The organism is Colwellia chukchiensis, from assembly GCF_002104455.1.
GTDB lineage: Bacteria > Pseudomonadota > Gammaproteobacteria > Enterobacterales > Alteromonadaceae > Cognaticolwellia > Cognaticolwellia chukchiensis.
Genome location: NZ_NBOC01000001.1, coordinates 389,055 through 412,021 on the forward strand (window position 1 = coordinate 389,055; position 22,967 = coordinate 412,021).

25 protein-coding genes are annotated in these 22,967 nt (G+C 42.4%); 11 read left to right on the forward strand and 14 right to left on the reverse strand.

What is annotated here, in order from left to right; translation table 11 throughout:
- Positions 1 to 5 precede the first annotated feature (5 nt).
- The 5 genes from iscU to fdx all read left to right on the forward strand — a co-directional run bounded on the left by iscU (position 6) and on the right by fdx (position 3,583).
- Positions 6 to 389 carry a Fe-S cluster assembly scaffold IscU gene (gene iscU, locus B6K83_RS01770; RefSeq protein ID WP_085282633.1) on the forward strand — a complete coding sequence of 128 codons (384 nt, stop codon included), beginning with the start codon at positions 6 to 8 and terminating at the stop codon, positions 387 to 389.
- A 14-nt stretch (positions 390 to 403) separates the two neighbouring features.
- A complete protein-coding gene (gene iscA, locus B6K83_RS01775) occupies positions 404 to 727 on the forward strand; it encodes an iron-sulfur cluster assembly protein IscA (RefSeq protein WP_085282635.1) in 324 nt (107 codons plus the stop codon).
- Between the two features lie 27 nt (positions 728 to 754).
- The gene (gene hscB, locus B6K83_RS01780) at positions 755 to 1,282 is read left to right on the forward strand and encodes a co-chaperone HscB (RefSeq protein WP_085282637.1); all 528 of its coding nucleotides are present in this window, start codon (positions 755 to 757) and stop codon (positions 1,280 to 1,282) included.
- Between the two features lie 95 nt (positions 1,283 to 1,377).
- A complete protein-coding gene (hscA, locus tag B6K83_RS01785) occupies positions 1,378 to 3,240 on the forward strand; it encodes a Fe-S protein assembly chaperone HscA (RefSeq protein WP_085282639.1) in 1,863 nt (620 codons plus the stop codon).
- Positions 3,241 to 3,244: 4 nt separating this feature from the next.
- On the forward strand, positions 3,245 to 3,583 hold the full coding sequence (gene fdx, locus B6K83_RS01790) for an ISC system 2Fe-2S type ferredoxin (protein WP_085282641.1): 339 nt from the start codon (positions 3,245 to 3,247) through the stop codon (positions 3,581 to 3,583).
- 456 nt (positions 3,584 to 4,039) lie between these two features.
- Here fdx and B6K83_RS01795 read toward each other — a convergent pair whose 3' ends face one another.
- The 3 genes from B6K83_RS01795 to B6K83_RS01805 form a co-directional block, all read right to left on the reverse strand.
- Positions 4,040 to 4,984 (reverse strand): sensor domain-containing diguanylate cyclase, encoded by a 945-nt coding sequence (locus B6K83_RS01795; RefSeq protein ID WP_233143776.1) that lies wholly within the window; start codon positions 4,982 to 4,984, stop codon positions 4,040 to 4,042.
- A 270-nt stretch (positions 4,985 to 5,254) separates the two neighbouring features.
- Positions 5,255 to 5,869, reverse strand: a complete 615-nt coding sequence (locus tag B6K83_RS01800) for an MlaC/ttg2D family ABC transporter substrate-binding protein (RefSeq protein ID WP_085282645.1) — start codon at positions 5,867 to 5,869, stop codon at positions 5,255 to 5,257.
- Positions 5,870 to 6,020: 151 nt separating this feature from the next.
- Positions 6,021 to 6,605 carry a TetR/AcrR family transcriptional regulator gene (locus B6K83_RS01805; RefSeq protein ID WP_085282647.1) on the reverse strand — a complete coding sequence of 195 codons (585 nt, stop codon included), beginning with the start codon at positions 6,603 to 6,605 and terminating at the stop codon, positions 6,021 to 6,023.
- A gap of 268 nt (positions 6,606 to 6,873) precedes the next feature.
- Between B6K83_RS01805 and B6K83_RS01810 the strand changes: the two genes are divergently transcribed.
- The gene (locus B6K83_RS01810) at positions 6,874 to 7,071 is read left to right on the forward strand and encodes an Hpt domain-containing protein (RefSeq protein ID WP_085282649.1); all 198 of its coding nucleotides are present in this window, start codon (positions 6,874 to 6,876) and stop codon (positions 7,069 to 7,071) included.
- 46 nt (positions 7,072 to 7,117) lie between these two features.
- On the opposite strand, the gene B6K83_RS01815 is transcribed toward B6K83_RS01810, so the two are convergent.
- Positions 7,118 to 8,428, reverse strand: a complete 1,311-nt coding sequence (locus B6K83_RS01815; RefSeq protein WP_085282652.1) for a M24 family metallopeptidase — start codon at positions 8,426 to 8,428, stop codon at positions 7,118 to 7,120.
- A 275-nt stretch (positions 8,429 to 8,703) separates the two neighbouring features.
- Between B6K83_RS01815 and ggt the strand changes: the two genes are divergently transcribed.
- Together ggt and B6K83_RS01825 are read left to right on the forward strand one after the other, a co-directional pair.
- Positions 8,704 to 10,452, forward strand: coding sequence for a gamma-glutamyltransferase (gene ggt, locus B6K83_RS01820; RefSeq protein WP_085282654.1), 1,749 nt, complete (start codon positions 8,704 to 8,706; stop codon positions 10,450 to 10,452).
- A 128-nt stretch (positions 10,453 to 10,580) separates the two neighbouring features.
- Complete coding sequence (locus tag B6K83_RS01825; protein WP_085282656.1) at positions 10,581 to 10,832, forward strand: hypothetical protein; 252 nt, start codon at positions 10,581 to 10,583, stop codon at positions 10,830 to 10,832.
- A 193-nt stretch (positions 10,833 to 11,025) separates the two neighbouring features.
- On the opposite strand, the gene B6K83_RS01830 is transcribed toward B6K83_RS01825, so the two are convergent.
- The 4 genes from B6K83_RS01830 to B6K83_RS01845 all read right to left on the reverse strand — a co-directional run bounded on the left by B6K83_RS01830 (position 11,026) and on the right by B6K83_RS01845 (position 14,187).
- Positions 11,026 to 11,244 carry a hypothetical protein gene (locus B6K83_RS01830; RefSeq protein ID WP_085282658.1) on the reverse strand — a complete coding sequence of 73 codons (219 nt, stop codon included), beginning with the start codon at positions 11,242 to 11,244 and terminating at the stop codon, positions 11,026 to 11,028.
- A gap of 443 nt (positions 11,245 to 11,687) precedes the next feature.
- Entirely contained in the window at positions 11,688 to 12,296 is a 609-nt protein-coding gene (locus tag B6K83_RS01835) for a PilZ domain-containing protein (RefSeq protein ID WP_085282660.1), read from the reverse strand.
- Between the two features lie 21 nt (positions 12,297 to 12,317).
- The gene (locus tag B6K83_RS01840; protein WP_085283284.1) at positions 12,318 to 12,929 is read right to left on the reverse strand and encodes a TetR/AcrR family transcriptional regulator; all 612 of its coding nucleotides are present in this window, start codon (positions 12,927 to 12,929) and stop codon (positions 12,318 to 12,320) included.
- 31 nt (positions 12,930 to 12,960) lie between these two features.
- The gene (locus tag B6K83_RS01845; protein WP_085282662.1) at positions 12,961 to 14,187 is read right to left on the reverse strand and encodes a threonine/serine exporter family protein; all 1,227 of its coding nucleotides are present in this window, start codon (positions 14,185 to 14,187) and stop codon (positions 12,961 to 12,963) included.
- 224 nt (positions 14,188 to 14,411) lie between these two features.
- Between B6K83_RS01845 and B6K83_RS18285 the strand changes: the two genes are divergently transcribed.
- Entirely contained in the window at positions 14,412 to 14,585 is a 174-nt protein-coding gene (locus B6K83_RS18285) for a hypothetical protein (protein ID WP_158088306.1), read from the forward strand.
- Between the two features lie 62 nt (positions 14,586 to 14,647).
- Here B6K83_RS18285 and B6K83_RS01850 read toward each other — a convergent pair whose 3' ends face one another.
- On the reverse strand, positions 14,648 to 15,421 hold the full coding sequence (locus tag B6K83_RS01850) for an NRDE family protein (RefSeq protein ID WP_085282664.1): 774 nt from the start codon (positions 15,419 to 15,421) through the stop codon (positions 14,648 to 14,650).
- Positions 15,422 to 15,548: 127 nt separating this feature from the next.
- On the opposite strand from B6K83_RS01850, the gene B6K83_RS01855 reads away from it, so the two are divergent.
- Both B6K83_RS01855 and B6K83_RS01860 read left to right on the forward strand, forming a co-directional pair.
- Positions 15,549 to 16,319, forward strand: a complete 771-nt coding sequence (locus B6K83_RS01855) for a class II aldolase/adducin family protein (protein WP_085283286.1) — start codon at positions 15,549 to 15,551, stop codon at positions 16,317 to 16,319.
- 56 nt (positions 16,320 to 16,375) lie between these two features.
- Positions 16,376 to 17,560: a mandelate racemase/muconate lactonizing enzyme family protein gene (locus B6K83_RS01860; RefSeq protein WP_085282666.1), complete on the forward strand. Its 1,185-nt coding sequence runs from the start codon at positions 16,376 to 16,378 to the stop codon at positions 17,558 to 17,560.
- A 149-nt stretch (positions 17,561 to 17,709) separates the two neighbouring features.
- Here the strand turns inward: B6K83_RS01860 and B6K83_RS01865 are convergent, their stop codons facing one another.
- The 5 genes from B6K83_RS01865 to B6K83_RS01885 all read right to left on the reverse strand — a co-directional run bounded on the left by B6K83_RS01865 (position 17,710) and on the right by B6K83_RS01885 (position 22,926).
- Entirely contained in the window at positions 17,710 to 18,168 is a 459-nt protein-coding gene (locus tag B6K83_RS01865; RefSeq protein WP_085282668.1) for an Lrp/AsnC family transcriptional regulator, read from the reverse strand.
- Positions 18,169 to 18,284: 116 nt separating this feature from the next.
- Positions 18,285 to 19,145 carry an amidohydrolase family protein gene (locus tag B6K83_RS01870; protein ID WP_085282670.1) on the reverse strand — a complete coding sequence of 287 codons (861 nt, stop codon included), beginning with the start codon at positions 19,143 to 19,145 and terminating at the stop codon, positions 18,285 to 18,287.
- A 33-nt stretch (positions 19,146 to 19,178) separates the two neighbouring features.
- Positions 19,179 to 19,904, reverse strand: a complete 726-nt coding sequence (locus B6K83_RS01875) for an SDR family NAD(P)-dependent oxidoreductase (RefSeq protein ID WP_085282672.1) — start codon at positions 19,902 to 19,904, stop codon at positions 19,179 to 19,181.
- A 144-nt stretch (positions 19,905 to 20,048) separates the two neighbouring features.
- Positions 20,049 to 21,578, reverse strand: a complete 1,530-nt coding sequence (locus B6K83_RS01880) for a dipeptidase (RefSeq protein ID WP_085282674.1) — start codon at positions 21,576 to 21,578, stop codon at positions 20,049 to 20,051.
- 457 nt (positions 21,579 to 22,035) lie between these two features.
- The gene (locus tag B6K83_RS01885) at positions 22,036 to 22,926 is read right to left on the reverse strand and encodes a LysR substrate-binding domain-containing protein (RefSeq protein WP_085282676.1); all 891 of its coding nucleotides are present in this window, start codon (positions 22,924 to 22,926) and stop codon (positions 22,036 to 22,038) included.
- Positions 22,927 to 22,967: the final 41 nt, after the last annotated feature.

Consider the following 22,967-nt stretch of genomic DNA (forward strand, 5'->3'; position numbering starts at 1 on the left):
ATATTATGGCTTATAGCGAAAAAGTAATCGACCATTATGAAAACCCACGCAACGTTGGTTCATTAAATAAAGACGATCCACAAGTTGCAACAGGTATGGTGGGTGCACCGGCTTGTGGCGACGTAATGAAATTACAACTGAAAATTTCAGACGACGGCATTATCGAAGATGCAAAGTTTAAAACTTACGGTTGTGGCTCAGCTATTGCCTCAAGCTCATTAGTAACTGAATGGGTTAAAGGTAAGTCGATTGATGAAGCAGGTGAAATAAAAAACACTGCCATCGCCGAAGAGCTAGCGTTACCACCAGTAAAAATTCACTGTTCAATTTTAGCCGAAGACGCGATCAAAGCGGCAATTGAAGATTACCGCAGCAAACACAAAAGTTAAGCTGGAGACGAACTATGAGTGTAACGATGACGCCTGCCGCGACTGCCAGGGTAAAATCGTTTATTGAAAACCGAGGCAAGGGCCTTGGTTTGCGATTAGGTATTAAAACCACTGGTTGTTCAGGCTTGGCGTATGTACTTGAATTTGTTGATGAACTCAATGAAGACGATACTATGTTTTCGATTAATGATGTGAACATTATTATTGATGGCAAAAGTTTAGTGTATCTAGATGGTATTGAATTGGACTTTGTCAAAGAAGGTTTGAACGAAGGCTTCAAATTCACCAACCCTAACGCAAAAGGCGAGTGTGGGTGTGGTGAAAGTTTTAATGTTTAGTCATGGCGTAACCCCAGTGGAGTTGGTGTGAATTATTTTCAACTATTTGGTTTAGAAGCAGAATTTAATATAGATTTAACTAAACTATCAACGCTTTATCAAACATTACAAAAACAAGTGCATCCAGATCGATATGCGCATGGCTCCAATCAAGAGCAAATGTTGGCGGTCAAAAAATCAACCTTGATTAATGACGCTTATCAAACCTTAAAAAAACCACTTGAGCGCGCGCAATATTTATTAGCATTGCGGGGCGTTGAAATGCCAAGTGAACAAGCGTCTTTTGGTGATGTCAGCTTTTTAATGCGGCAAATGGAGTTGCGCGAAATGCTTGATGATGTCAAACAAGCTGATGATGTTGACGCAGCGGTGCAAGCTGCTGCTGAAGCACTTGATAGTGAATACCAACAGCTGTTTAATCAAGTTCAAGTCCAATTGGCTGAGAATACGCCAGAATCCAACAACTTAGCCTGTGAAAACGTTAGAAAGCTGAAGTTTTATCAAAAGCTCAATATTGAACTTGATAAGCTTGAAGAGCAATTACTAGCAGACTAAGCGTTTAAAAATTGAAGGCAATGATAATATAAGCGCGATAAATTCAAGCTTAAATTATTAACAACCGTAAAACTACTACCTAACGAGCTTTTACAATGGCACTATTACAAATAGCAGAACCCGGTCAAAGTACCGTACCTCATGAGCACAGATTGGCTGCAGGCATAGATCTAGGCACAACAAATTCCATTATTGCTAGCGTAAAAAGTGGCTTAGCTGAAACCATTGTTGACGCTAATGGCAATGACATTCTTCCTTCTGTTGTTAGTTATCAAGCGGATGAAATTCTCGTTGGCCAGGCGGCACAAGCCCATGCCGTTACTGATCCTGAAAATACCATAGTGTCGGCTAAACGCCTGATAGGCCGCTCTAAAGCTGATATTGAGCGCAACTACTCATCTTTGCCTTACACTTTTACTGGTGATGATAGTCATCCATCTATTGCCACACGCAACGGTGCGATTAATCCAGTCCAGGTATCTTCAGAAATATTAAAAAGCTTAGTTAAGCGCGCAGAGCTATCCTTAGGTGGTGAGCTAACAGGTGTAGTGATCACAGTGCCAGCCTACTTTGACGATGCTCAGCGCCATAGTACCAAAGACGCTGCTAAATTAGCAGGCGTGAATGTATTACGCTTACTCAATGAGCCAACTGCTGCCGCGGTAGCTTACGGGTTAGACAGTGGTCAAGAAGGCGTGGTTGCCGTTTACGATTTAGGTGGTGGTACCTTTGATATTTCAATCCTACGCTTAAACAAAGGCGTATTTGAGGTATTAGCTACAGGCGGCGATTCAGCGCTTGGTGGGGATGACTTTGATAGTGTTATTGTTGATCATTTAATTAGCCAAGCCAATTTAACACGTCCTTTATCCACCTCGATGGAACGGCAATTAACGCAGCAAGCACGCTCGGCAAAAGAACAGCTGACCTTTAGCGACAGCGTCGATATTTCGCTTACGCTAAGCAAGGATGATTCTTGGTCAGGGCAGCTAACTCGCCAAGAGTTTGAGCAGCTTATCGCGCCGCTAGTGAAGAAAACATTACGTGCTTGTCGTCGAGCAGTAAAAGACGCTGAACTCGTTATTGATGATGTTATTGAAGTGGTGATGGTGGGTGGGTCAACCCGCGTTCCATTAGTGCGTGAAGAAGTCGGTAACTTTTTTAAACGACAGCCATTGACCTCAATCGACCCTGATAAAGTTGTGGCGATTGGTGCGGCGATACAAGCCGATATTTTGGCGGGTAATAAGCCAGATAGCGATATGTTACTGTTGGACGTAATTCCCTTATCACTTGGGCTAGAAACTATGGGCGGCTTAGTAGAAAAAGTGATAGCGCGTAACACCACGATACCTGTGGCGAAAGCACAAGAATTCACTACCTTTAAAGATGGTCAAACCGCGATGGCGGTGCATGTATTGCAAGGTGAACGTGAGTTGGTTGCTGATTGTCGCTCATTAGCCCGCTTTGAATTACGCGGTATACCTGCGATGACTGCCGGTGCTGCCCATATTCGTGTGACTTTTAAAGTTGATGCTGACGGTTTGTTAGAAGTCTCAGCCATGGAAAAATCTACTGGCGTCGAAGCGAGCATCACAGTAAAACCAAGCTTTGGCTTAGAAGCGGATGAAATTACCAACATGCTTAAAGATTCTATGGCTAACGCAGAACAAGATATGCAAGCCAGAATGCTAAAAGAGCAACAGGTAGAAGCCGCACGCGTGATCGAGTCAATACAAGCCGCGCTTGCCCACGACAGCGCTTTACTTAATGAAGCTGAAATTAATGAAATTAATCAAGCCATTACTGCCTTAGCAGCCATTAGTCAAACCGGTAGTGCCGATGACATTGAATCGGCCCTAGATAACTTAAATAATAGCACTGCCTTATTTGCTGAACGGAGAATGGATTCCTCTATTAAAACAGCACTTTCTGGCCATTCTGTAGACGAGGTTTAATTAGATGCCACAAATTATATTTTTACCCAATGAAGAACTTTGTCCTGATGGGGCGGTTGTTCAAGCTGAAAAAGGCGAAAGCGTATTAGACGTGGCCTTAAAAAACGATATTGGCGTTGAGCATGCCTGTGAAAAAGTTTGCGCTTGTACCACCTGCCATATGATCATAAGAGAAGGCTTTGATTCTATTGCTGAAAGTGATGAGCTTGAAGATGATATGTTAGATAAAGCTTGGGGGTTAGAGCCTGAGTCTCGTCTTAGTTGCCAAGCCTTAGTGGGTGATGAAGACCTAGTGGTAGAAATTCCCAAATATACGGTCAATATGGTGTCTGAAAATCACTAGCTGATTCAATACACTTACATATAAGATAAAGGGTAGTAACAGAGATGTTATTGCCTTTTTTTGTTTTAAGTGGTTGAGGCTGAAATGCCTATCGTATATTCATCATAGGATAAACTGAAAATTATCAGTAAAATCAACGAAGTAAAAAAAACAGTTTTCAACTAATTCTCAATCTATTGATTTATAACGTTTAATTTCTTTAGGCGAAACTCTGGTCAACATTCACCCTAAAAACAATGTGACACGATGTTGATCAAAATTGTATTAAGGGAGCACGATGACTCTTTAATAAAGCATGGCAACCATGTCCATTTTAAAGGTCATTTGATCACAGCGATGTTATCACCCTTTTTTATGCTTGAATTTGTCAACTCTTAAAGTAAATTACTATTAACGTCAGCTACGTTTAAAGGCATTAGCGCATGATTAATAATCTTGTTGCTGTGTATTAGCCTATTACCTATTGCACTTATTTTTGTACATGGCTTTATCGGCGTCATTAAGTAGATGTTCGATATCAGCATGCGCGTTTTCATCGTAAGTGACGACACCGCAGGCAAAAGATATTTGATAGGGAATATTGAGTTGTTTACTGACGGAAATTAAATTATTAGCAAAGCGCTTGATGACTCTTTTCGCGGTTTCTATATGGGTGTTGGTCAGCAAAACCACAAACTCATCGCCGCCTATTCTGGCGCAGATATCAGACATTCGGTAGGTCTTTTTCATTTCTTGTGCAAATACTTTCAATACCTGATCGCCAACCCTGTGACCGTAATTGTCATTTAAAGTTTTAAAGTTGTTAAGATCAAAGTAGGCTAAATGGCAGTGTTTATTTTGTCTTGCCGCTAACTCAATGCAGTGTTGACTGACCCGCTTAAAACCGCGGCGATTAGTTATACTGGTTAATTCATCTATGGTAGCTAACTGCAAGGAAGTAAATTCATTGCTAACCAATGCTGCCATGTCAGTGAGCGAAGCGATGTCTTGTTTATTTAACCTTCTTGCTTTGGTATCTATGATGCAAAGGGTGCCAATATTTTCGCCACTAGGGGAGGTAATAGGTTGCCCGGCATAAAACCGGATCTTGGGGGCCTGGGTGACGAGCGGGTTGTCATAAAAACGCTGATCTTTTAAGGCGTCCTCAACAATAAAGGTTTCATTCGTATGGATGGCATGGCCACAAAAAGATATATCTCTACTGGTTTCTCTGGCATTTAAGCCATTGGCGGACTTAAACCACTGTCGGTCTTTATCCACCAAACTGACTAAAGCGATAGGAACATTAAATAATTTTTTTGCTAAGCGAGTTATACGATCAAAACGCTCTTCAGGCTCGGTATCTAAAATCCGCAAAGAGTGCAAAGAGGCTAATCGACATTCTTCATTTTGTGGTGACACAGGTGCCAACATTTTTTGCTACGCAGCATGAAAACCATCTCATAAGTATAGCGTTATTTAACTATTTAGAAATTATATCTGAGATTTTTTTTATGACCGATATGTAGGCGCAAGCTGCTAGCACGCGTTACTAGAGTAAGCCGCTTAACTGACCTAAGCGGCTAGGTAATTTCGCTTGAACAGCTTGATAAAATAATGGGCAATTAAACAATTGATTTTTATAAAAAAGCCAACATTAGCTGTTGGCTTAGTGCTATGCGTAAGCGATATTTACTTGCTAATAGATGCCAGCTCTAACGTTACTTGATCTAAACCAAAAGAGGCTATTTTGCGATTGAACTCCGCCTGTTTGCTGCTAATTAATGAAATACCTTCGACCACCATATCGTAAGCACGCCATTGTTGAGTATTTCGGTCTTTACGCATTTGAAAGGTAATTCTGATATCAGGGCGGTTATTATCTACAATTTTGATATTTACCGAGGCGGCTCTAGCGTTAGCTGCTAATGGTGATGCGGGCTCGTAAATCACCTTTTGATTTGTATATTGAGTTAGGGCATTTGCGTAAGTGCGTACTAAATAAGAGCGCATAGCGTTGACGAAGTTAACGCGCTGCTCTTGTGACGTGCTTCTTAAATGACGACCTAAAATTTTAAAAGCCGCGTATTGATGATCCACCGAAGGCATCAACTCTTCTTCGACAATATCTCGCATCAGCTCTGGAAACTTTTGCAAGGCGTCTTGGTTACTGGCAATGCGAGCGAATAGGCTGTTACCCGCACTTTCAATGACTTGTTGCGGTGTGTCTGTTGCTGGAGTGGCTGTGGTGACATTGCTTTGCATCATGCTAAATAGCATCACTAACAGTATGATGAGGTTTTTCATGTTGGTCCCTAAACGCTGGCGAATGAAGTTAAAGTAAAGCTAATTAATGTCGCGCATTATACATACCGACCATGCGGTCTGTAAATACTTTTTACTGCTAAGTCAGAGCTTAAAGTGTTAAGAAATGTTAACTTGGTGGTTATCGGTGCGGTTAGCGTTTTAGCTGTCTAATATAACGACAGAGTTCTTTGATGACTTTGTCAAACAACTCTTTATTTAATGAGCTTTTGCTCAAACTTGACGAGCCATGAAAAGTGGCAACGATAAAATAAGCCACTTGACTAAAATCAAGACCCGGCTGAAGCTGATGACTAACCCGTGCTAAATTAGTGGCGATCAGCAGGTTTAATTGCTGCTGCATGGCAAGAATACGAATGCGAAAGCCTTCGTCAATCGCTGACATTTCTTGGCACAAATTGTTTAATGGACAACCGCAAACAATTTCATCACAACTCATATTTTTCGACATAGCGCTGAAAAAATCACAAAGCCCTGCTATGGGGTCTTCAGCTTCTACTGGAGGTTGCCATAAGGCAATAAATGCAGGGGCGTATACTTCTTCAAATACCGCATAACCTAACTCCAGTTTATTGGTAAAATGATGGTATAACGCGCCTTTAGAGATGTCACAGCGCGCCAAAATGCAAGATAAACTAGTGGCAGTAAAGCCATTTTTGTGAATTTCATCGGCGCTAACGGTGAGTATTTTTTGCCGCGTTAACTCTGCATCTCTCATTTGAATATGTTACCCCCTTTGACCATATATGCCTTAGTCTAACCGACCGACAGGTCGGTTGCCAAGACTATTACAGTAACAGAGTGTAACATTGTTGGCCAATGCCAAAGCGCACAAGTGTGTACTGATTAGCACGCTAACTTAGGGTTGCTCTGCTAAATACTGCTCATCAAACGCGAGCCAAGCGGCAGTAAGCGCTGCCAGTGCGGAATAAAATCTCCCCGCATCATGTTGCTATAATGCTGATTTATTAACGGCTAACGAGCAAGTGCAGTTATTACACAAACTCAAAGGCGCAGCGATTGGTCTTGGTTTGCGTGCGTTGCATCAGCTTTGCCAAGACTTAGAGCTATCAGCAAAATTGCGGCCGCTCTCAGATGAGCAATTACGGCAATTAAGCCAGAGTATCGCTAGCGCGGCAACCGCGTTGCAACAATTTATCCAACAATTAACCGACTCAGCGTAAACTCAACAGTAAAACAGACGGTATATAGGCGCTTATAGCACCAGTTTTAAGCCATTGTTACTAGCTTACCAATAGGCTCGTCTAACGAGCTAGGCGGCATGGTAAACCATTGTGGCCCGTTTTCTGTTAGGTAAATGCAATCTTCTAAACGGACACCAAACTCGCCTGGCAGATAAATACCTGGCTCATTAGAAAAACACATGCTTGGTTTTAAAAGTTCAGTTTCACCATGAACAAAATTAACACTTTCGTGTCCTTCCATGCCGATGCCATGACCGGTACGGTGTGAAAGCCCTGGTAGCTGGTAGCCCGGGCCAAAGCCTTGGCCTTGGTAAAATTTACGCACGGCATCATCAACACGGCCGGCTTGGCTGCCTAATTTTGCTGCTGCAAAGGCGATATTTTGCCCTTGTCGCACCGTTTGCCAAACGTCGCGCTGGCGCTTAGTTGGCTCACCAAAGACAAAGGTGCGGCTTATATCTGATTGATAGCCATGGACATTACAGCCGCAATCCATCAACACAATTGAGCCTTCTTTTAGCGCTAGCTGCTGTTTAGTGCCATGCGGGTAGGCACTGGCTTGATCAAAAAGCGCCATATTCCAAACACCTTTGCCACCTAATTGCGTTTGCGCTTGCTGCATTAACGATTTGACCTCGCCTTGGCTCATGCCAACTTCTAGCTTTGACCAAACATCAGCGTAGGCTAGCAAAGTTATTTCGTTTGCTTTGTGCATCAGTGTCAGCTCATGTTGGCTTTTATACATGCGACAGCCCCTTGTTACGGGCTCAGCACTGACATGAGTCATATCACTTAGCTCTGCCATGACACCGCTGAGCACAAAATAACGCACCGAGTTTTCAAAGGCGATTTTCCCTTGCGTTAACTTAGCATCGGCTAATATTTGCTTAATTAATACAAATGGGCTTTCATGCTCTTGCCAAACCCGAATGTCTTCACCTACCGCTAGGCTCTCTCGCACACTCGGCTCTTCAAAAAATGGACAAACCACTGCAACCTTACCTTCACGGGGGATGATCACTGCGGTTAATCGCTCACTGCGCCACCACTGTACGCCAGAAAAGTAGTCCATCGCTGCCCCTGGCTCGAGGATCAGCGCGGCAATATCAAGTTGTTGCATTAATTTTTGCGCTTTGGCTATGCGTTGGTATCGCTCAGCGCTAGTGATTGCTGAAACCGAGCCGGTAATATTTTTAAGGCCAGAAACTTGTGATGTGTTGGCGCTGGCGTTATTACTAGCAGCAAGCGCGCTTGAGTGAAGGCTAGCGCCAGTTACTGCTAATGTCGCCATACTTGCCGTGCTGGCTTTTAAAAAATTTCTTTTGCTGATGTTCATAGGTTTCCTGTTTCCACCATGCTAGTTGGCGGCTAAAATTTACGTTTTATTACGCCTTTTTAATTACTTATGCTTGTGTCTTTGCGGGCGTAAGTTATTTTTTGCAACCCTAATACATTAAATCAGCTAACGTTAGGTGCTGCAATATTTTCAACTTGATTGTTGATCGGGTGCCGCTTTTCAGCGTAAAAAACGCGGCAGTTAACGTGTTACTTTTGTAGATTTTTCCTGCACATGCTATCAATAGTAGACGATTAATATAATGAGAAAATTACATGACAAAAACGCAGGCAAGTAAACTCAGTAAGCTTTCTAAGCTAGTTATCTTTCTTGGCGGCACATTAATTTTGGCATTTAATGCCAGTGCCGACCGAATCACTGGCGATGTACAGGCAACTCGGTCCGAAGTGATTGCCGCTAATGGTATGGTGGCAACTAGCCAACCTTTGGCAACGCAAATAGGTTTGCAAATACTTAAAGCGGGCGGCAATGCCATTGATGCCGCGATTGCGGCTAATGCTGCTTTGGGGTTAATGGAACCAACGGGTAACGGCATTGGTGGTGATTTGTTTGCCATTATTTGGCATGCAAAAAGTCAAAAGCTTTATGGGCTTAACGCGAGTGGTCGCTCACCTCAATCATTAACCTTCGCCAAATTAAAAACAGAGCTTGCGGCATTAAAGCGTGATGATATCCCGCCCTACGGCATGTTACCGATTTCGGTACCAGGTACTGTCGATGGTTGGTTTGAAATGCATGATAAATTTGGTCATATGGCGATGAAAGAATTACTCGCCCCAGCGATTGATTATGCCAACAATGGCTTTCCCGTCAGTGAGCTGATTGCTTATTATTGGCAGCGCAGTGTGCCGCGACTTTCGGTACAAGTGGGTAGCTTTAAAGAGACATTTACACTTGCTGGTAAGGCGCCGCGTAAAGGGCAAATTTTTAAGAATCCAGCACTTGGCAATACGTTATCATTAATTGCTGAGCAAGGTCGTTCGGCTTTCTACCAAGGTGAAATTGCCGATAAAATTGATGCTTTTATGAAAGCAAACGGCGGTTATATTACCCGCGCTGATTTATCAAGTCATACTTCCACTTGGGTAGAGCCGGTATCCACGAATTATCGTGGCTACGACGTATTTGAGTTACCACCGAATGGACAAGGTATTGCAGCGTTGCAAATGCTAAATATATTAGAGTCTTATGACTTAGCCAAAATGGGTTTTCTGTCTGAGCAAAGTTTGCATGTGATGACAGAAGCAAAAAAGCTTGCCTTTGAAGATCGCGCAAAGTTTTATGCTGATCCGGCGTTTTATGATGTACCGTTACAGGGCTTATTAGATAAAAGGTACGCGATGGCGCGTAAAAAGCAAATTGGAACGCGCGCGGCGAAGCGGGTTGATGTAGGTAACCCAGCTATGTATCAAGGTGATACTATTTATTTAACCACCGCCGACAAAGCGGGTAACATGGTGTCGTTGATCCAAAGCAACTACCGCGGCATGGGCTCAGGTGTGGTTGTCCCAGGGTTGGGGTTTGTATTTCAAGATCGCGGCCAGCTATTCTCAATGGACGAAAGCCATGCCAATGTTTACCAACCTAATAAGCGTCCGTTTCATACCATAATTCCGGCGTTTGTCATGAAAGATCAAAAGCCATTTATGAGCTTTGGTTTAATGGGCGGCGCTATGCAGCCGCAAGGACATGTGCAAATCATTACCAATATTATTGATTTTGGTATGAACCTACAAGAAGCGGGCGATGCCACGCGTTGGCAACACTATGGCTCAACTGAGCCCACTGAAGCTAACGGCAAAACTTTAGTAGATGGTGGGCAACTGGTGATTGAGTCCAATATCCCTTACCAAACCGTGCGTGGCTTAATACAGCGCGGTCATAAAGTAGGCTTTGATGTTGGCGGTTATGGGGGATATCAAGCCATTATGTGGGATGATAAAGAAAAAGTGTATTATGGCGCGTCTGAATCAAGAAAAGATGGTCAGGCGGCAGGTTACTAGATGTGCGAACTTAGCTTTATCGCTGCTAGTGCTTGAGCAAGGTAGAGCAGATAGCGGTTATAGATTTTAGCCGCTATTTAACAATAATTTAGTTACCACGAGCAAAAGACAGGTACAGCAGTAAAAGCATGGCAAAACCCAATAAAAAAGGCCCTAGCAAAACCGTCGATATTTTCTGTCGCACTTGTAACGCCTTGTTATTTAAGTATCGCAAGGGCGGTAAAGGCGCGTTAGTGAAAAGCTTTAAAACTCGCATAAGCCAAGATCATACCCTAGTGCCTTGCATATGCCCAAATTGTCAAAAGCCGTTTGCTAGAGAAGTCATCATCAGAGGCTTACCCGCTTATAAATTTATTGGTGGCAAAGTGTGGTTTAAATAGTAATAATTGCGCAAAGATCAACATCAAGCGCGTTACCTGAACCTACTTTGCACTGAATGCTGCTTATTGCACTCGCTAGGATACTTGTGTGCTGAAGATAACTAGCTCACAGTGTAATGAGCTAGTTATTTTTCTTAGCTTATCTAAAAACCTATAGCTAATTGTTGTTATTAGCCAAAAACCTTTTCCGCGCTTAGTCGTCCCAGTAATCACTCAAGGTGTCGAGTTGTCGTTCAAGAAATCTTTTTTCATTAAGTGAGTCTAGTCTTTGTCTGGTTTGATACTTTTGTTTTGCTGTTTTACGCATAACGGTTTTATTGCTTGAACTATAGGCAATTTCAAAACCAGCAATACCCGTGTCAAAATTTAAATCATCATCAATATCAGGATCTGCATAGCTATCAATGTTCATTGTTTTATACCTTGTTAAAAAAATGCATAAATGGGTTGCCAGCAGATAGTGTCGTTAAATTCGACAATAAGAAAGAGAATAATTTTGAGGTTATTAATCAAAATATTTTATCAATTTCAAAAGCTTAAAAATAATAGCGTAAGCAATGTTTAGTGAAGAAAGCGCTTTTTTAACGCTTTGTGAGACAGTCGCGTTATCGGGCGTAATAACAGCGCCTTTGCGCGCACAACAGAGTTTATTTTTATTTAGAGCTGAATGGGTTTATTTAACGTTTACGGAGAAAATTAGCAAGTAATAGGTTTTATTTGCTAAGAGCTATGAATATTAATAGATGTTACTTTTAAGGTGCGATATCGCGCTAAACGCTGATTAACAGTAATAATAGCCATTGAAAGATAAGCCTAGTGGCAAATTAAGTGACTAGGCGTTTGCTAAAATTAACACTATTTGTTTTTATTCGCTTGCTTACGTTGCTGGGCAAGTGCTTGTAGCTGCTTAGATTGCTGATGCAAACTGAGCCGAACTAGTGCTTCTTGGTCTGCTTCGCGTATATGATGAAAAATAACCTTAAATGTTTGTTGTTGCCCGCTAAGCGTCGCGTCAATAATTTCGCCGATACAGTAGATGGCAAAATTATCATCATTAAAGAAAAGCTTTAATTCAAGAAAGTCGCCAGCCTTAAATGGCGCGGCTATGTTAGTGCTAAATAGGATACCGCTGCCACCAAATTGCTCTGCTTGGTAGCGGGCGCTGGCTTGATCTTGTTGACTTAAAATATAGCCAAGTAGCAGATCAACTTTTTCCGCTTGGTAACTTAAGTAGTCCATTAATTGCTGTGCTACGCCGGCGACGGCTTGCAGTGGCCGTAAGGCGCTTTGCTCTAAGGTATTGACGTCTGAGGCGAGCTTAAATGGCGTTGGCATCTGAGTAAGAAACTCGTTATAACTTGGCAGCTTACTTGACTCAATAACAAGAGCATTAATAGTAAAGCGATAGTTAATAGCGAAAAACTCTTCAAATTGTGCGAGTTTTTCTGAGCGGCTAGCTGTCATGACGAACTTACCTCATAAATTTCATGTTGCATTATTGTTGCTGGCAAGAAAGACCTTAACCGCACACTCACACATTTCATCAATTTGGCTTGACTGTGCGTAGATGCCATCAATAACTAAACGGGCGATACCATGCAGAGTAGCCCAGTTTACTTGCGCTAAGCGTAGGCTATTTTCATTGTTGATGATCACCCCTTGCTGTTGCCACAATTTAGTCATTTCTACCTGATAATTAAAACTGGCGTAAGCCATGCTTTTTAATGTCTCTGTACTTTGCTTTTCTTTCCAAATAATACCACCAAACATCAGCTCATATAGTGACGGGTTTTCGGTAGCAAAGCCAATATAAGCATGCACAAACTGTCGAAACTTAGCTTCGGGGGTTAAAGTATTGGCGGTGAAAATTTCGCTGGCCTGCTGATGCCACTGCTTAAAACCTTGTTCGGCAATGGCACATAATAACGCATTTTTATCGGTAAAATGGTGATAGGCTGCGGTGCGAGAAACACCGATGCGTTCGGCCAGTTTTCGTAGTGATAAGCTTTCTACACCGGCTTGTGCAACCATTTCAGTAGCGGTTGCTATCAGTGATTTACGCAAATCGCCATGGTGATAGCTAGCTTTACTGGCCATTAACATCGGTATCCTGCATTAATCATAATGTTTAAAGATCTTTTCTTGATGGCAGGGAAACATTGGCAAAAATCAAGCCTGCGACTAACGACATAAAAATTAAAAAGGTTTGTGAGCCGATATCTGCAGTATTTAGCATTGTTTGCCCAGACACGGCATTACTTAAGCCAATATAAACCTTACTACCAGGTACCAAGACGACTAAGCCCATTAATTTAACGATACTTGAGGGTAAATTCATAACGCGCGAAAAGATACTACTGTACAGCCCTAAAGCATAAGCACCAATAAAAGCACCCAGTGCAATACCTAAGTATTCTGCGCCAAGTATACTAGCGCCAAAAGCAACATAACCCGACATAATGCCCCAGGGGGCGTCTTTTTTTCGGCATTTAAATAAAATAACTAAGCTTATCGATAACGTGGTCACGGCAGCCCAAGAGGTCCAGTCTGGCGTGCTTGGCGGCTGAATAAAAGCAACTTCACCCCAAAGCATTTTACCTAAGGCTATGCCTAATACACCGCCAAAATAAATTTTAAATAATATCATTAAGGCGTCCATCAACCTTGCTGTGCCAGACATTAAATTACGAGCGGCAAGCTCTGATAAGGCCAAGGTTAAAGACAAGCCCGGAATAAAGGCAATAATACTGGATAACACCACGAGCGGAATGTTAATACTGGGATCAATTAAAGCAATCGCGGTCGCTAAAAAGGCGGTTGTCATGGCCGCAATAGGCTCTAGCATATCCGTTACCCGACGCGAGCGCTCAGCCCAAAAGGTAAAGATACATACCACTAACCCTAATAAGCTTGACCAAAAAACATCATTCCAGCTGGTGTGCATTAGCATGGCAAAGGCACCACTTGAGGCGCCAAAAGCAAGAAAGGTTAAAAAGCGGCCGTAAGGGTTAGGTTTGTTCGCTATTTCATCTAAACGTTCAATAGCTTCGCCAAGCGTTCGCTCACCTGAGGTAACTTCATCTACTAGTTCATCGACACGCGCGAGTGAGCCTAAGTCAACATCACCTGGAGCCACGCGTAAGATATGGTTGTAATCTTGATTCTCGTCATCTTCAGATAAAACAAAGGTTAAGGAAGTAGGAGTAATAACAAAAGAGCTATAAATGCCTAAGCTTTCAGAAATATCAGTTAAATGAGATTCTAAGCGATAGGCTGGGGTGCCAAACTTATGTAATGCTTTGCCTAAACGGATGATGAATCGACGTTTATCGGTAAAACTATCAGTATTTGCCATGCTATTTACATTCACAAGAATAAGAGCTTTCTATGGTAAATGATTCATTTCAAAAAGAAAGCACAGATGTGAAATCACATTAAAATTATTATGGTTAATGTTTATTATGCAGTAGTTAGCTCAGTTGATAGCCGAGCTTGATTTTCTCCGTATCGACATGATTTATTGCCTAAGGTTGTGCATACTAGCGCTAAATCGTTACTTTTTTCAGGATACACTTGACTATGACCTTACTGATCATTTTATTTTTTGTTTTTGCCGCTGTGGCCTTGATGGTGGTATTGGGGCAGCGCTTTGGCAAGCCGATGGCGGTAGAGCAACAGCAAAAGTACTCGAAAATATTATGGATAGTGGTATTTATTGCCATTGTTGCCGCCATAATCCGGCAAATGCTGTAATATTGTTTACTTAAATTATGCGGTTGCTGGCTGATTTTGCTGGTAGCTGCCGCTTGATTTAGTTATTGAATTGTTAGTGGCTTAGTTGCAGATAACTGAAATTTTCGTTGCTCGACAATAGTGCCGTCAACATCGTAATTGCGATCAAAAACCTCAACCTTGCCGCAAGTGGCTTGTAAAATGAGTGTGGTTGAGCGAGTGCCATAGTCAGCAGATTGAATAAAAATACTGCTAAGTAATGACTCTAGTGCGGGGCTAATACCAGTAGCGGGTAAGTCTTGTGTATTGGCTGTGGTTTGGTTGCTCATTACATCAAAAAGAGCTTGAATATCAATGCTGTTGGCGCTAATTAATGCTTCAATACTGTTCAAGCCTAAGGCCATCTTCGGCCAAATATCATCTAAAGCGCCATTACAAACACTATGAAAACCCGGAGTTAGCGAGGTAAACTTTTTATTCACGCTATCAAACGCTTGCAAGTGATTTAATGGACCAAACACTAAATTAAAATCGTTATATTGCTCTGCACTTTGCGCTAAGTACTGCGCTGTAGTGGTGGCGTTCTGGTTTAATGCTTGCAATACTAAATCACCGCGAGAGCACTTGTTGCTGTCAAAGTGTGCCGGTCGACGAAAGTTAGTTATTGCAGAAAAATAGCCTTGTCTGTTTAAGCCAAGCCAAGTGCCACCGGCTTGTAAATCTTTGCCCGCTAAAATGTTTTGCCCCGGCCACCAGTGTATGTTTTGAGTTGGTCGTTGATGAAACTCATCGCGATTTGCACAAATAATCACCGGATAATCAGGGTGTTGTTCAATGGCGATAAACAAAATACACATAATTTACCTTTTAGTACTAACTAAGAATATCTGGTGCTTTCACTCTATGTCATCATAGGATATGGTTTGTGCTATTCAAAGCACAGTTAAGTATCATGTATATTTCAAGCAAAAGGGCGTAGCGCTGATGTTAGCACTTCCAGTAGTTAATTTAAAAAATAAAGTTTCAGCAACTGAATGGCAAATACGGGTCGATTTAGCCGCCTGTTATCGGCTTATTGCCATGCATGGTTGGGACGATCTGATATACACCCATATTTCTGCGCGCATTCCGGGTACCGAGCATGTGCTGATTAATGCCTTTGGTTTGCGTTTTGACGAAATTACCGCATCAAATTTAGTGAAAATTGATATGGCAGGCAATATTGTCGATGCCGACTGTCCATTTGAGTTTAATCCTGCCGGCTTTACCATTCATAGTGCTATTCACCAAGCGCGTCATGACGAAATGTGTGTCTTGCATGTGCATTGCAATGAGGCGGTTGCGGTGGCAAGTTTACAAGAGGGCTTATTGCCGATCAGTCAATACGCTATGTTTGCCCTAGCGTCGTTAAGCTATCACGATTATGAAGGTTTAGCAGTGAATGAAGATGAGAAGCTACGTTTACAGCAAGACTTAGGTGATAAAAACTTTATGCTGCTGCGCAATCATGGCGCAATTACGCTTGGTAAAACTATAGGTGATGCGTTTATGCATATGTATGACTTGATCCGCGCCTGTCAAATACAAATACAAGTGTTATCCACCGGCAGCAAGCCGGTTTTGGTTGAGCAAAGCATCGTTGATGGCATCAAAGCGCAAGCGAATATTGTCCACACTGGTTTAACGGGTGGACAAAAAGCATGGCCGGCAATGTTGCGCCGCGTCTATCAAGCCGATGCCAGCTTTGCCCAATAATAACGGTAAATAAAGTGTAAGTTTAACAGTCAACAGCAGTAATTAACGAGAAAGTAATGAAAGTAACTCATGTAGAAATTTTTGATATTGAATGCCCAAAACGTCCCGCTTGGAACCCAGTATTTATTCGCGTTCATACCGATGAAGGTATTTCTGGCGTTGGTGAAGCAGGTTTAGCGTATGACTGGGGTCATAGCGCTGCCGCGGCAATGTTAAAAGAAATTAGCGAAGCGGTATTGATTGGCTTTAATCCCTTTAATACCGAACTATTATGGTCGCGCATGCTCAGAGAAAGTTTCTGGGGTTTAGGCGGCGGGCCGGTACTTTATGCCGCCATGAGCGCGATTGATACGGCGTTATGGGATATCAAAGGTAAAGCGTTGGGCTTGCCTGTGTATCAATTATTGGGTGGAAAAACTAACGATAAATTGCGCACTTATGCCAGTCAGTTACAGTTTGATTGGGATAGTGAGGTGCGTAAGCTTATTGAGCCGGCGCAATATGCTGAAGCGGCGTTAAAAGCTGTGGCACAAGGCTATGACGCGGTTAAAGTGGACCCGATAGTGTATAACCAAGACGGTAGCTCGTCGTTTGATCGCACTAAATTGTTTACGCCCAAACAAATGCGTTTGTTTGGTGACAGGCTACGCGCTATTCGAGATGCAGTAGGTGAAGATGTTGATATTATTTTTGAGTCGCACTCATTGATGGGCGCCGCTTCCGCCATTCAAATGGGCCGCGTGATTGAAGAAGTCGGCTGTATGTTTTATGAAGAACCGGTGAATTACTTAAACTCGGCGGTCCATAAAAAAGTCTCGGATAATGTTAATGTGCCGATTGCTGGCGGTGAGCGTTTGTATCATCGCTGGGACGTGCGCCCTTACTTTGAAGATCAAAGTATTGACGTATTACAGCCCGATGTCGGCTTATGTGGCGGCTTTACCGAAGCGAAAAAAGTTTGTGATTATGCCGATGTTTATGACATTCGTATTCAAGCCCATGTTTGTGGTGGCCCGGTAGCAACGGCAGCGTCGTTACACCTTGAAACGGCGATCCCAAATTTTTTAATTCATGAGCACCATACTTATGCCATTAAAGACTGGAATCGTGAATTGTGTCTACAAGACCCACAGCCAGTTGATGGTTTTTTTCAAGTCTCTGAAGCCCCCGGTATTGGCATTGAACTTAATGACGAGGTGGTGAAGCGCTCGCCTAATGTTACGGTTAATGCGTTGAAATAAAACGATAAAATATGGAAGTTGTCAGTTAAAAGCGATCAGCTGTCAGTAAAGCCAACAAATTTCAGCCTGCGCCTACACGAGATACTAGCGTTTACTTATGTTTGTTTTTTCTTTTTACTGACAGCTTTGCTTAACCTTGTTCAGGTTTATTAAATATAATCAATCGGCAGTGCTGTGGTGTATTTGATCTCTTCCATGGCAAAGCTTGAGCTGATATCGGCAAAACTTGCCCGCGTGATTAAGCGTTTATAAAAGCCGTCATAGGCTTTCATATCAGGTACCACCACGCGCAGTAAATAATCCACTTCACCACTCATGCGATAAAACTCTAAAATTTCAGGAAAATCTGTGGCAACTTTTCTAAATTCGCTGAGCCATTTGGGGTTGTGTTGATTGGTTTTTATGGTGACAAATACGGTTAAGCCAACATTTAACTTTTCAGGATCTGCTAGCGCTACGCGGCCCTTAATAATGCCTGACTTTTCCATGGCTTGAATGCGGCGCCAGCAGGGCGTGGTTGACAGACCAACTTGGCTAGCTACGTCACTCACCGAAGCGGTACTGTCGTGTTGTAATATGTTGAGTATCTTTTTATCAAATGCATCCATAAGCGTTTAAACGAAATGGTTTAACCTAAATGTTGCGTATAATGAAATTATTTTGCGCTAAAGCTGCAGTTATTGCGAGATTTATTTTTTAAGCTTCAACTTAACCGAAACTGTGCTTAGGTGAGCGCTAACTGATAAAAGCTCACGGCATTGGCAAAACATACTAGCTCTCGTTGTGTTGTGCTACATAGCAATTCCGTGTTGTTTTGCCAGGTGTTTTGATAGCTTGAGTGCAATATGTTTAACGGAAAGTTACTGGCTAACATCACACGTTTAACGGTAAAAGCGGCAAGGCACTGGCGAACAATTTGTCGCTGCCAAGCGGCTAAATAGTCTCTATCAAACATTTCAAAGCCCGAGCATTTAATAAATACCTGAGTAAACTCGGCTAATCGGGTAAGGTTTTTAAACCAAAGCTGATGTTGCTTACTATCGGTAACGGGCCAGCCGGCGTGGTTTACACAAACCTTAAGCTCAGGTATTTTTGCCAGTATACTCATGAATTGCGCTAACGCTGGTGTATCCGTTAATGGCATTTGCAGCTCAAAAATAAGCTTGTGCGCGGCTAATGTTGTCAGGTTAGCTTGGCTATTTGGGTTGCAAAGGATAGCGAGCGCATGCTCATCTAAAATATGGCGAATGCCAACCACGCTTTCAAAGGCCATTAATTTGGTCAGTTGCTGGTTAAAATGTGCGCTTGCTAAACTAATGTCGAGCATGGCAATGCTGCGAAAGGGCAGTTGACAGTGGTTTTCTAGCCAAGCAATTTCACGCCAGGGTTGCTGATTATCAAAACCGGCTTCAATATGAACAAAACCTGCGAGCGTTAACGGCGGGGTTAGTGTTAAGTCTTGTTCTGTGAAGTTTTTGGCAATGCGGTGTTTATCTGGCCAAAACGGTGCCTGATCAGCTTTTAGCCATTGATAGTCACCGAGTGCAAGGTCAAATAAATGCAAATGGGGGTCAATTATTTTCATGCTACCTGCTTATTGGTCAGCGTTATATTTGTACTATTGGGCTGTGTAGCCGCCATCAATGACTTGTAAGCTACCTGTAATAAATTTTGCTTTGTCTGAACCTAGAAAATATACCAGCTCGGCCACTTCTTCAGCTTGGCCTAGTCGACCTAGGGGCTGTAATGCGGCTTCTTCGGCATGTACCTGAGCTTTATTGGCGCCTGACTTTGCGCAGTAATTATCAATTGCATGATGATAAAGCGGCGTGGCTATGGTGCCGGGGCATACCGCATTGGCGCGAATATTAAATTGTGCGTAATCAAGCGCCGTGGTTTTTGCCATTGAAGCTAACGCGGCTTTACTTAAGTTATAAGCAAACGAGTTATGTTTAGCGACAAGCGCTTGATCTGAGGCCATGAAAATAATTGCGCCGTGTTGTTGTGCTTTCATGCTCGGTAATACCGCTTTTACCGCGGCGTAAGCGCCTTTGACATTGATGTTAAATACCCGCTCTAAATCCGCTTCAGTGGTATTTTCAATGTTGCCTGAAAAGTGAATGCCGGCGTTAGAGACCAAAACATCAATCGCCTGTTGCGCGGCAATACCAGCAATGATTTCAGTCACTTGTGCGGTATTGGTAATATCACATTGGCAAAACTCACCAAAGCCTGACGCACTAATGTCGAGGTTAAATACTTGATAGTTTTTTGCCAAAAACAGTTTAACAATCGCTAACCCTATACCTGAACTTCCGCCCGTGACCAAACAAACTTTTTTCATCTCACTCACATATAAACCATTTTGTTAAATAATATTACCCCAGCGTAACAACACCAAAGCATTAAGTTTTTTCGCAAAGCTGTTTTGTTTAAACTTGCAACTTACAGCTTAAAATTGACCGCTTTGAGCTTCAGCAATCCTTTGTTATTGCGCCAGCTCAACCAACACCGCCGTGTACATTTTTAAATTTAAAACAAACTGCGCCATGGTAATAAATTCATGCTCTGAATGCCCAGTGTATGCAGTATTGGGCATAGATGGACCAAAACTGACCGCATTAGGAAACAAGCGCGAGTTAGTGCCGCCGCCAATGGCAATTGGTTTGGCGTCTTTTATGCCTGTGTAATGGCTAAAAACTGCCAATAAAGTGTCAATATGCGGCGCATCTTTTTGCACAAAAGGCTCGCCAATATAGTGCTCTAACTCTTGTACATCGGCAGCAAACTTATGATTCCAGTTTTGCACCGCTTGATGAATTTCATCGTGCAATTGTTGTTTGCTTTTGCCTTGTGGCCGGCGCAAGTTGATGTTGAGCTCGATACTGTTATCCGCTTGTTTGATCACTGTGGGTGATACTGTCATCGGCCCCATAAACTCATCCTGATAGGCAATATTGCCAAACTTCTTTCCTTCTAAGCCTAAACCGATATTATCGTTAATAAAGTTAACTAATGTGCCCGGACCATTATTAATCCAGCGCGTATCTGATAACAAGTCCGCTAAGTAGGGAATGGCATTCAGTCCTTCTTCAGGTTTTGAAGAGTGCGCTGACTTACCTAATGCCTTGATGGTTAGCGTATTTTCTATTAATTCAAATTCAACCTTGAGCCCTTGATAGCTACCGGCTTTACGCATTAGTTTTTCAAGTAAAACGATATTGGCATTGTTTATGGTGGCGCTAGCATCTTCTGGAATTTGGCTACCGAAAAAACCGCCGGTAAATTCACTGATATACGGGTGTATAGTGTCAGTTTGCTGCTTGTTAAAAAGCAATTTAATGGTGCCATAGCCCTTTTCTGCAGTAACAACTGGGTATTCTGCATCTAGGGTAATATTAATTTCGGGCAAGTCATGCTCTTTTATATAATCTTTTAGTGGCTGCCAGTCTGACTCTTCTGCCATGTAAACATATAATTCGATGCGCTTATTTAGCGCAATCTTGTTATCTTTAATGGCTTTCATGGCATATAAAGCACTGGCAATAGGGCCTTTATCATCTTCAGTGCCACGGCCAATTAAACGACCTGGCTCTGAGCTGGTATCAAGCTCGAACGGAGATTTTTGCCATTTGCTCGGGTCTACCGGCTGTACGTCACCATGGGTAATAACACCGACACGCTCTTTTTGCTTGCCTAAACCTATCACCACCACATAACCGTGATCGCTATAGTCAAAGCCTAGCTGTTGGGCTTGTTTTTTAAGCTCAGCTTTAAAGGCGACATGGGCAGGATTGTCATCAACACCAAGACCGTCAACTGCAACGGTATTGTGCTTAACAAGTGCCCGTAAACTCTCCACCATATCATCTTGGTACCTTGTCACCGCATAGTCAGCGGTTGCTTTTGCTGCTTGGCTGAGTTGGGTGCTTTTTGTGTTAGCCGATGCGCTAAAGCTTAACGAGAGTAGTGAGCTAAACACTAAGGTGGCAGATAACAGCGTAATTTTTCTTAACAAAAGTTGCTCCAGTGATGGTGGATAAGTAAATTTTCGGGGTTATATTAACGTAAGTTAAAGGGATCTGACATACTTTAGGCACTGAACTTACGCGTTTGTTGGCTATTGTTTGCTTTTAAGGGCAGCAAGTGTCAACAAGTCGCCAAATAACGCCCTGTTAAAAAAACATCTTGAACAATGAACATGCTTGATAAAAGCACAACATTAGCGAGACAGATAGTCGGTTGTTAAAGTTGCTGGCAATAGTCTAGGGCTTGATGCACTTTGTTTAAACTGGTTATTGTAATTATTAAATAAATAACGACGACATGGGGGGTAACAAGCAGCAATGCGCGCAGAGTGTGAGAGCTTGAAGGCATAAATTGAGCGGCTAATTTGCATGTAACTTGGTATAAGCTTGCTCGATGACTTATCCGCCTATGTCAACGAACAAGAGTCTCTAACTATTATTTGATATTTAGTGGCTGTTCCACTTCAATAACCATTTAGAAAACTCTTTAATTTTCAAATCATCTGCTTTGCTTTTTTTAGATACAACATAATAAGCATCGATACATTTGAAGTGTTTTTTTCGGGCCAAGACTAATTTATTTTCACTTAAAAGGTTAGCGACCTGGTAGTAAGGCACAATGGCTATGCCTAAACCATGCTCTGCCGCTTCAACTATATATCTCAGGCGCTCAAATCGGGGGCCGGGGACTTTGTCAATTTCTTGCGGTGTTAGTCCCGCCGCGGTGAGCCATTCGACAGTGCAAGATAATTTTGCGGTATGCTGAAGGAAAGGATAATTTAATACGTCTTTAAGTTTATCAACCTCGCCGTATTGTTCATATAATTCGGGGGTACAAACGGCAACTAAATGCTCATCCATTAAGTATTGCGCTTTGCACTCAGGCCATTGAGCATCACCATAAATAATACCGACGTCAAAACCTTCTCGTTTTACGTATAGCTTATCTAGATCGGTCATGATTTCAACTTCAATATCCGGAAATTTATTTTTAAAATCATTCAGTTTTGGAATTAACCAAGTAATGGTTAAAGTGTCTTCCACACCTATGACCAAACGCCCTGAAATACGTTTAATGATGTCTTGTGGCACGCTTTCTAATTGATCAAGTATTTCTTTAACTTTTTGCTTATATATTTTGCCAGCATCGGTCAGATAAAGTCTTTGTTTTACTCGCTCAAACAACAAAAATCCGACAAACTTTTCCAAACTTTTTACTTGTCGGCTGACAGCACTTTGCGTTAAACATAACTCTTCGGCGGCCTTAGTGAAGCTTTCAGTTCTAGCGGCAACTTCAAAGCAATTCAAAGAGATAACGGTGGGAAGTTTACGCGGCATATAGTTATCTATTTTACCTCATGAATTTTTGGAATGAGATG

Excerpts from the sequence above, each read along its gene's own strand:
- iscU (WP_085282633.1), top strand. The coding sequence starts at position 6 with ATGGCTTATAGCGAAAAAGTAATCGACCATTATGAAAACCCACGCAAC.
- iscA (WP_085282635.1), top strand. The coding sequence starts at position 404 with ATGAGTGTAACGATGACGCCTGCCGCGACTGCCAGGGTAAAATCGTTT.
- hscA (WP_085282639.1), top strand. The coding sequence starts at position 1,378 with ATGGCACTATTACAAATAGCAGAACCCGGTCAAAGTACCGTACCTCAT.
- fdx (WP_085282641.1), top strand. The coding sequence starts at position 3,245 with ATGCCACAAATTATATTTTTACCCAATGAAGAACTTTGTCCTGATGGG.
- B6K83_RS01800 (WP_085282645.1), bottom strand. The coding sequence starts at position 5,869 with ATGAAAAACCTCATCATACTGTTAGTGATGCTATTTAGCATGATGCAA.
- B6K83_RS01805 (WP_085282647.1), bottom strand. The coding sequence starts at position 6,605 with ATGAGAGATGCAGAGTTAACGCGGCAAAAAATACTCACCGTTAGCGCC.
- B6K83_RS01815 (WP_085282652.1), bottom strand. The coding sequence starts at position 8,428 with ATGAACATCAGCAAAAGAAATTTTTTAAAAGCCAGCACGGCAAGTATG.
- ggt (WP_085282654.1), top strand. The coding sequence starts at position 8,704 with ATGACAAAAACGCAGGCAAGTAAACTCAGTAAGCTTTCTAAGCTAGTT.
- B6K83_RS01825 (WP_085282656.1), top strand. The coding sequence starts at position 10,581 with ATGGCAAAACCCAATAAAAAAGGCCCTAGCAAAACCGTCGATATTTTC.
- B6K83_RS01830 (WP_085282658.1), bottom strand. The coding sequence starts at position 11,244 with ATGAACATTGATAGCTATGCAGATCCTGATATTGATGATGATTTAAAT.
- B6K83_RS01835 (WP_085282660.1), bottom strand. The coding sequence starts at position 12,296 with ATGACAGCTAGCCGCTCAGAAAAACTCGCACAATTTGAAGAGTTTTTC.
- B6K83_RS01840 (WP_085283284.1), bottom strand. The coding sequence starts at position 12,929 with ATGGCCAGTAAAGCTAGCTATCACCATGGCGATTTGCGTAAATCACTG.
- B6K83_RS01845 (WP_085282662.1), bottom strand. The coding sequence starts at position 14,187 with ATGGCAAATACTGATAGTTTTACCGATAAACGTCGATTCATCATCCGT.
- B6K83_RS18285 (WP_158088306.1), top strand. The coding sequence starts at position 14,412 with ATGACCTTACTGATCATTTTATTTTTTGTTTTTGCCGCTGTGGCCTTG.
- B6K83_RS01850 (WP_085282664.1), bottom strand. The coding sequence starts at position 15,421 with ATGTGTATTTTGTTTATCGCCATTGAACAACACCCTGATTATCCGGTG.
- B6K83_RS01855 (WP_085283286.1), top strand. The coding sequence starts at position 15,549 with ATGTTAGCACTTCCAGTAGTTAATTTAAAAAATAAAGTTTCAGCAACT.
- B6K83_RS01860 (WP_085282666.1), top strand. The coding sequence starts at position 16,376 with ATGAAAGTAACTCATGTAGAAATTTTTGATATTGAATGCCCAAAACGT.
- B6K83_RS01865 (WP_085282668.1), bottom strand. The coding sequence starts at position 18,168 with ATGGATGCATTTGATAAAAAGATACTCAACATATTACAACACGACAGT.
- B6K83_RS01870 (WP_085282670.1), bottom strand. The coding sequence starts at position 19,145 with ATGAAAATAATTGACCCCCATTTGCATTTATTTGACCTTGCACTCGGT.
- B6K83_RS01875 (WP_085282672.1), bottom strand. The coding sequence starts at position 19,904 with ATGAAAAAAGTTTGTTTGGTCACGGGCGGAAGTTCAGGTATAGGGTTA.
- B6K83_RS01885 (WP_085282676.1), bottom strand. The coding sequence starts at position 22,926 with ATGCCGCGTAAACTTCCCACCGTTATCTCTTTGAATTGCTTTGAAGTT.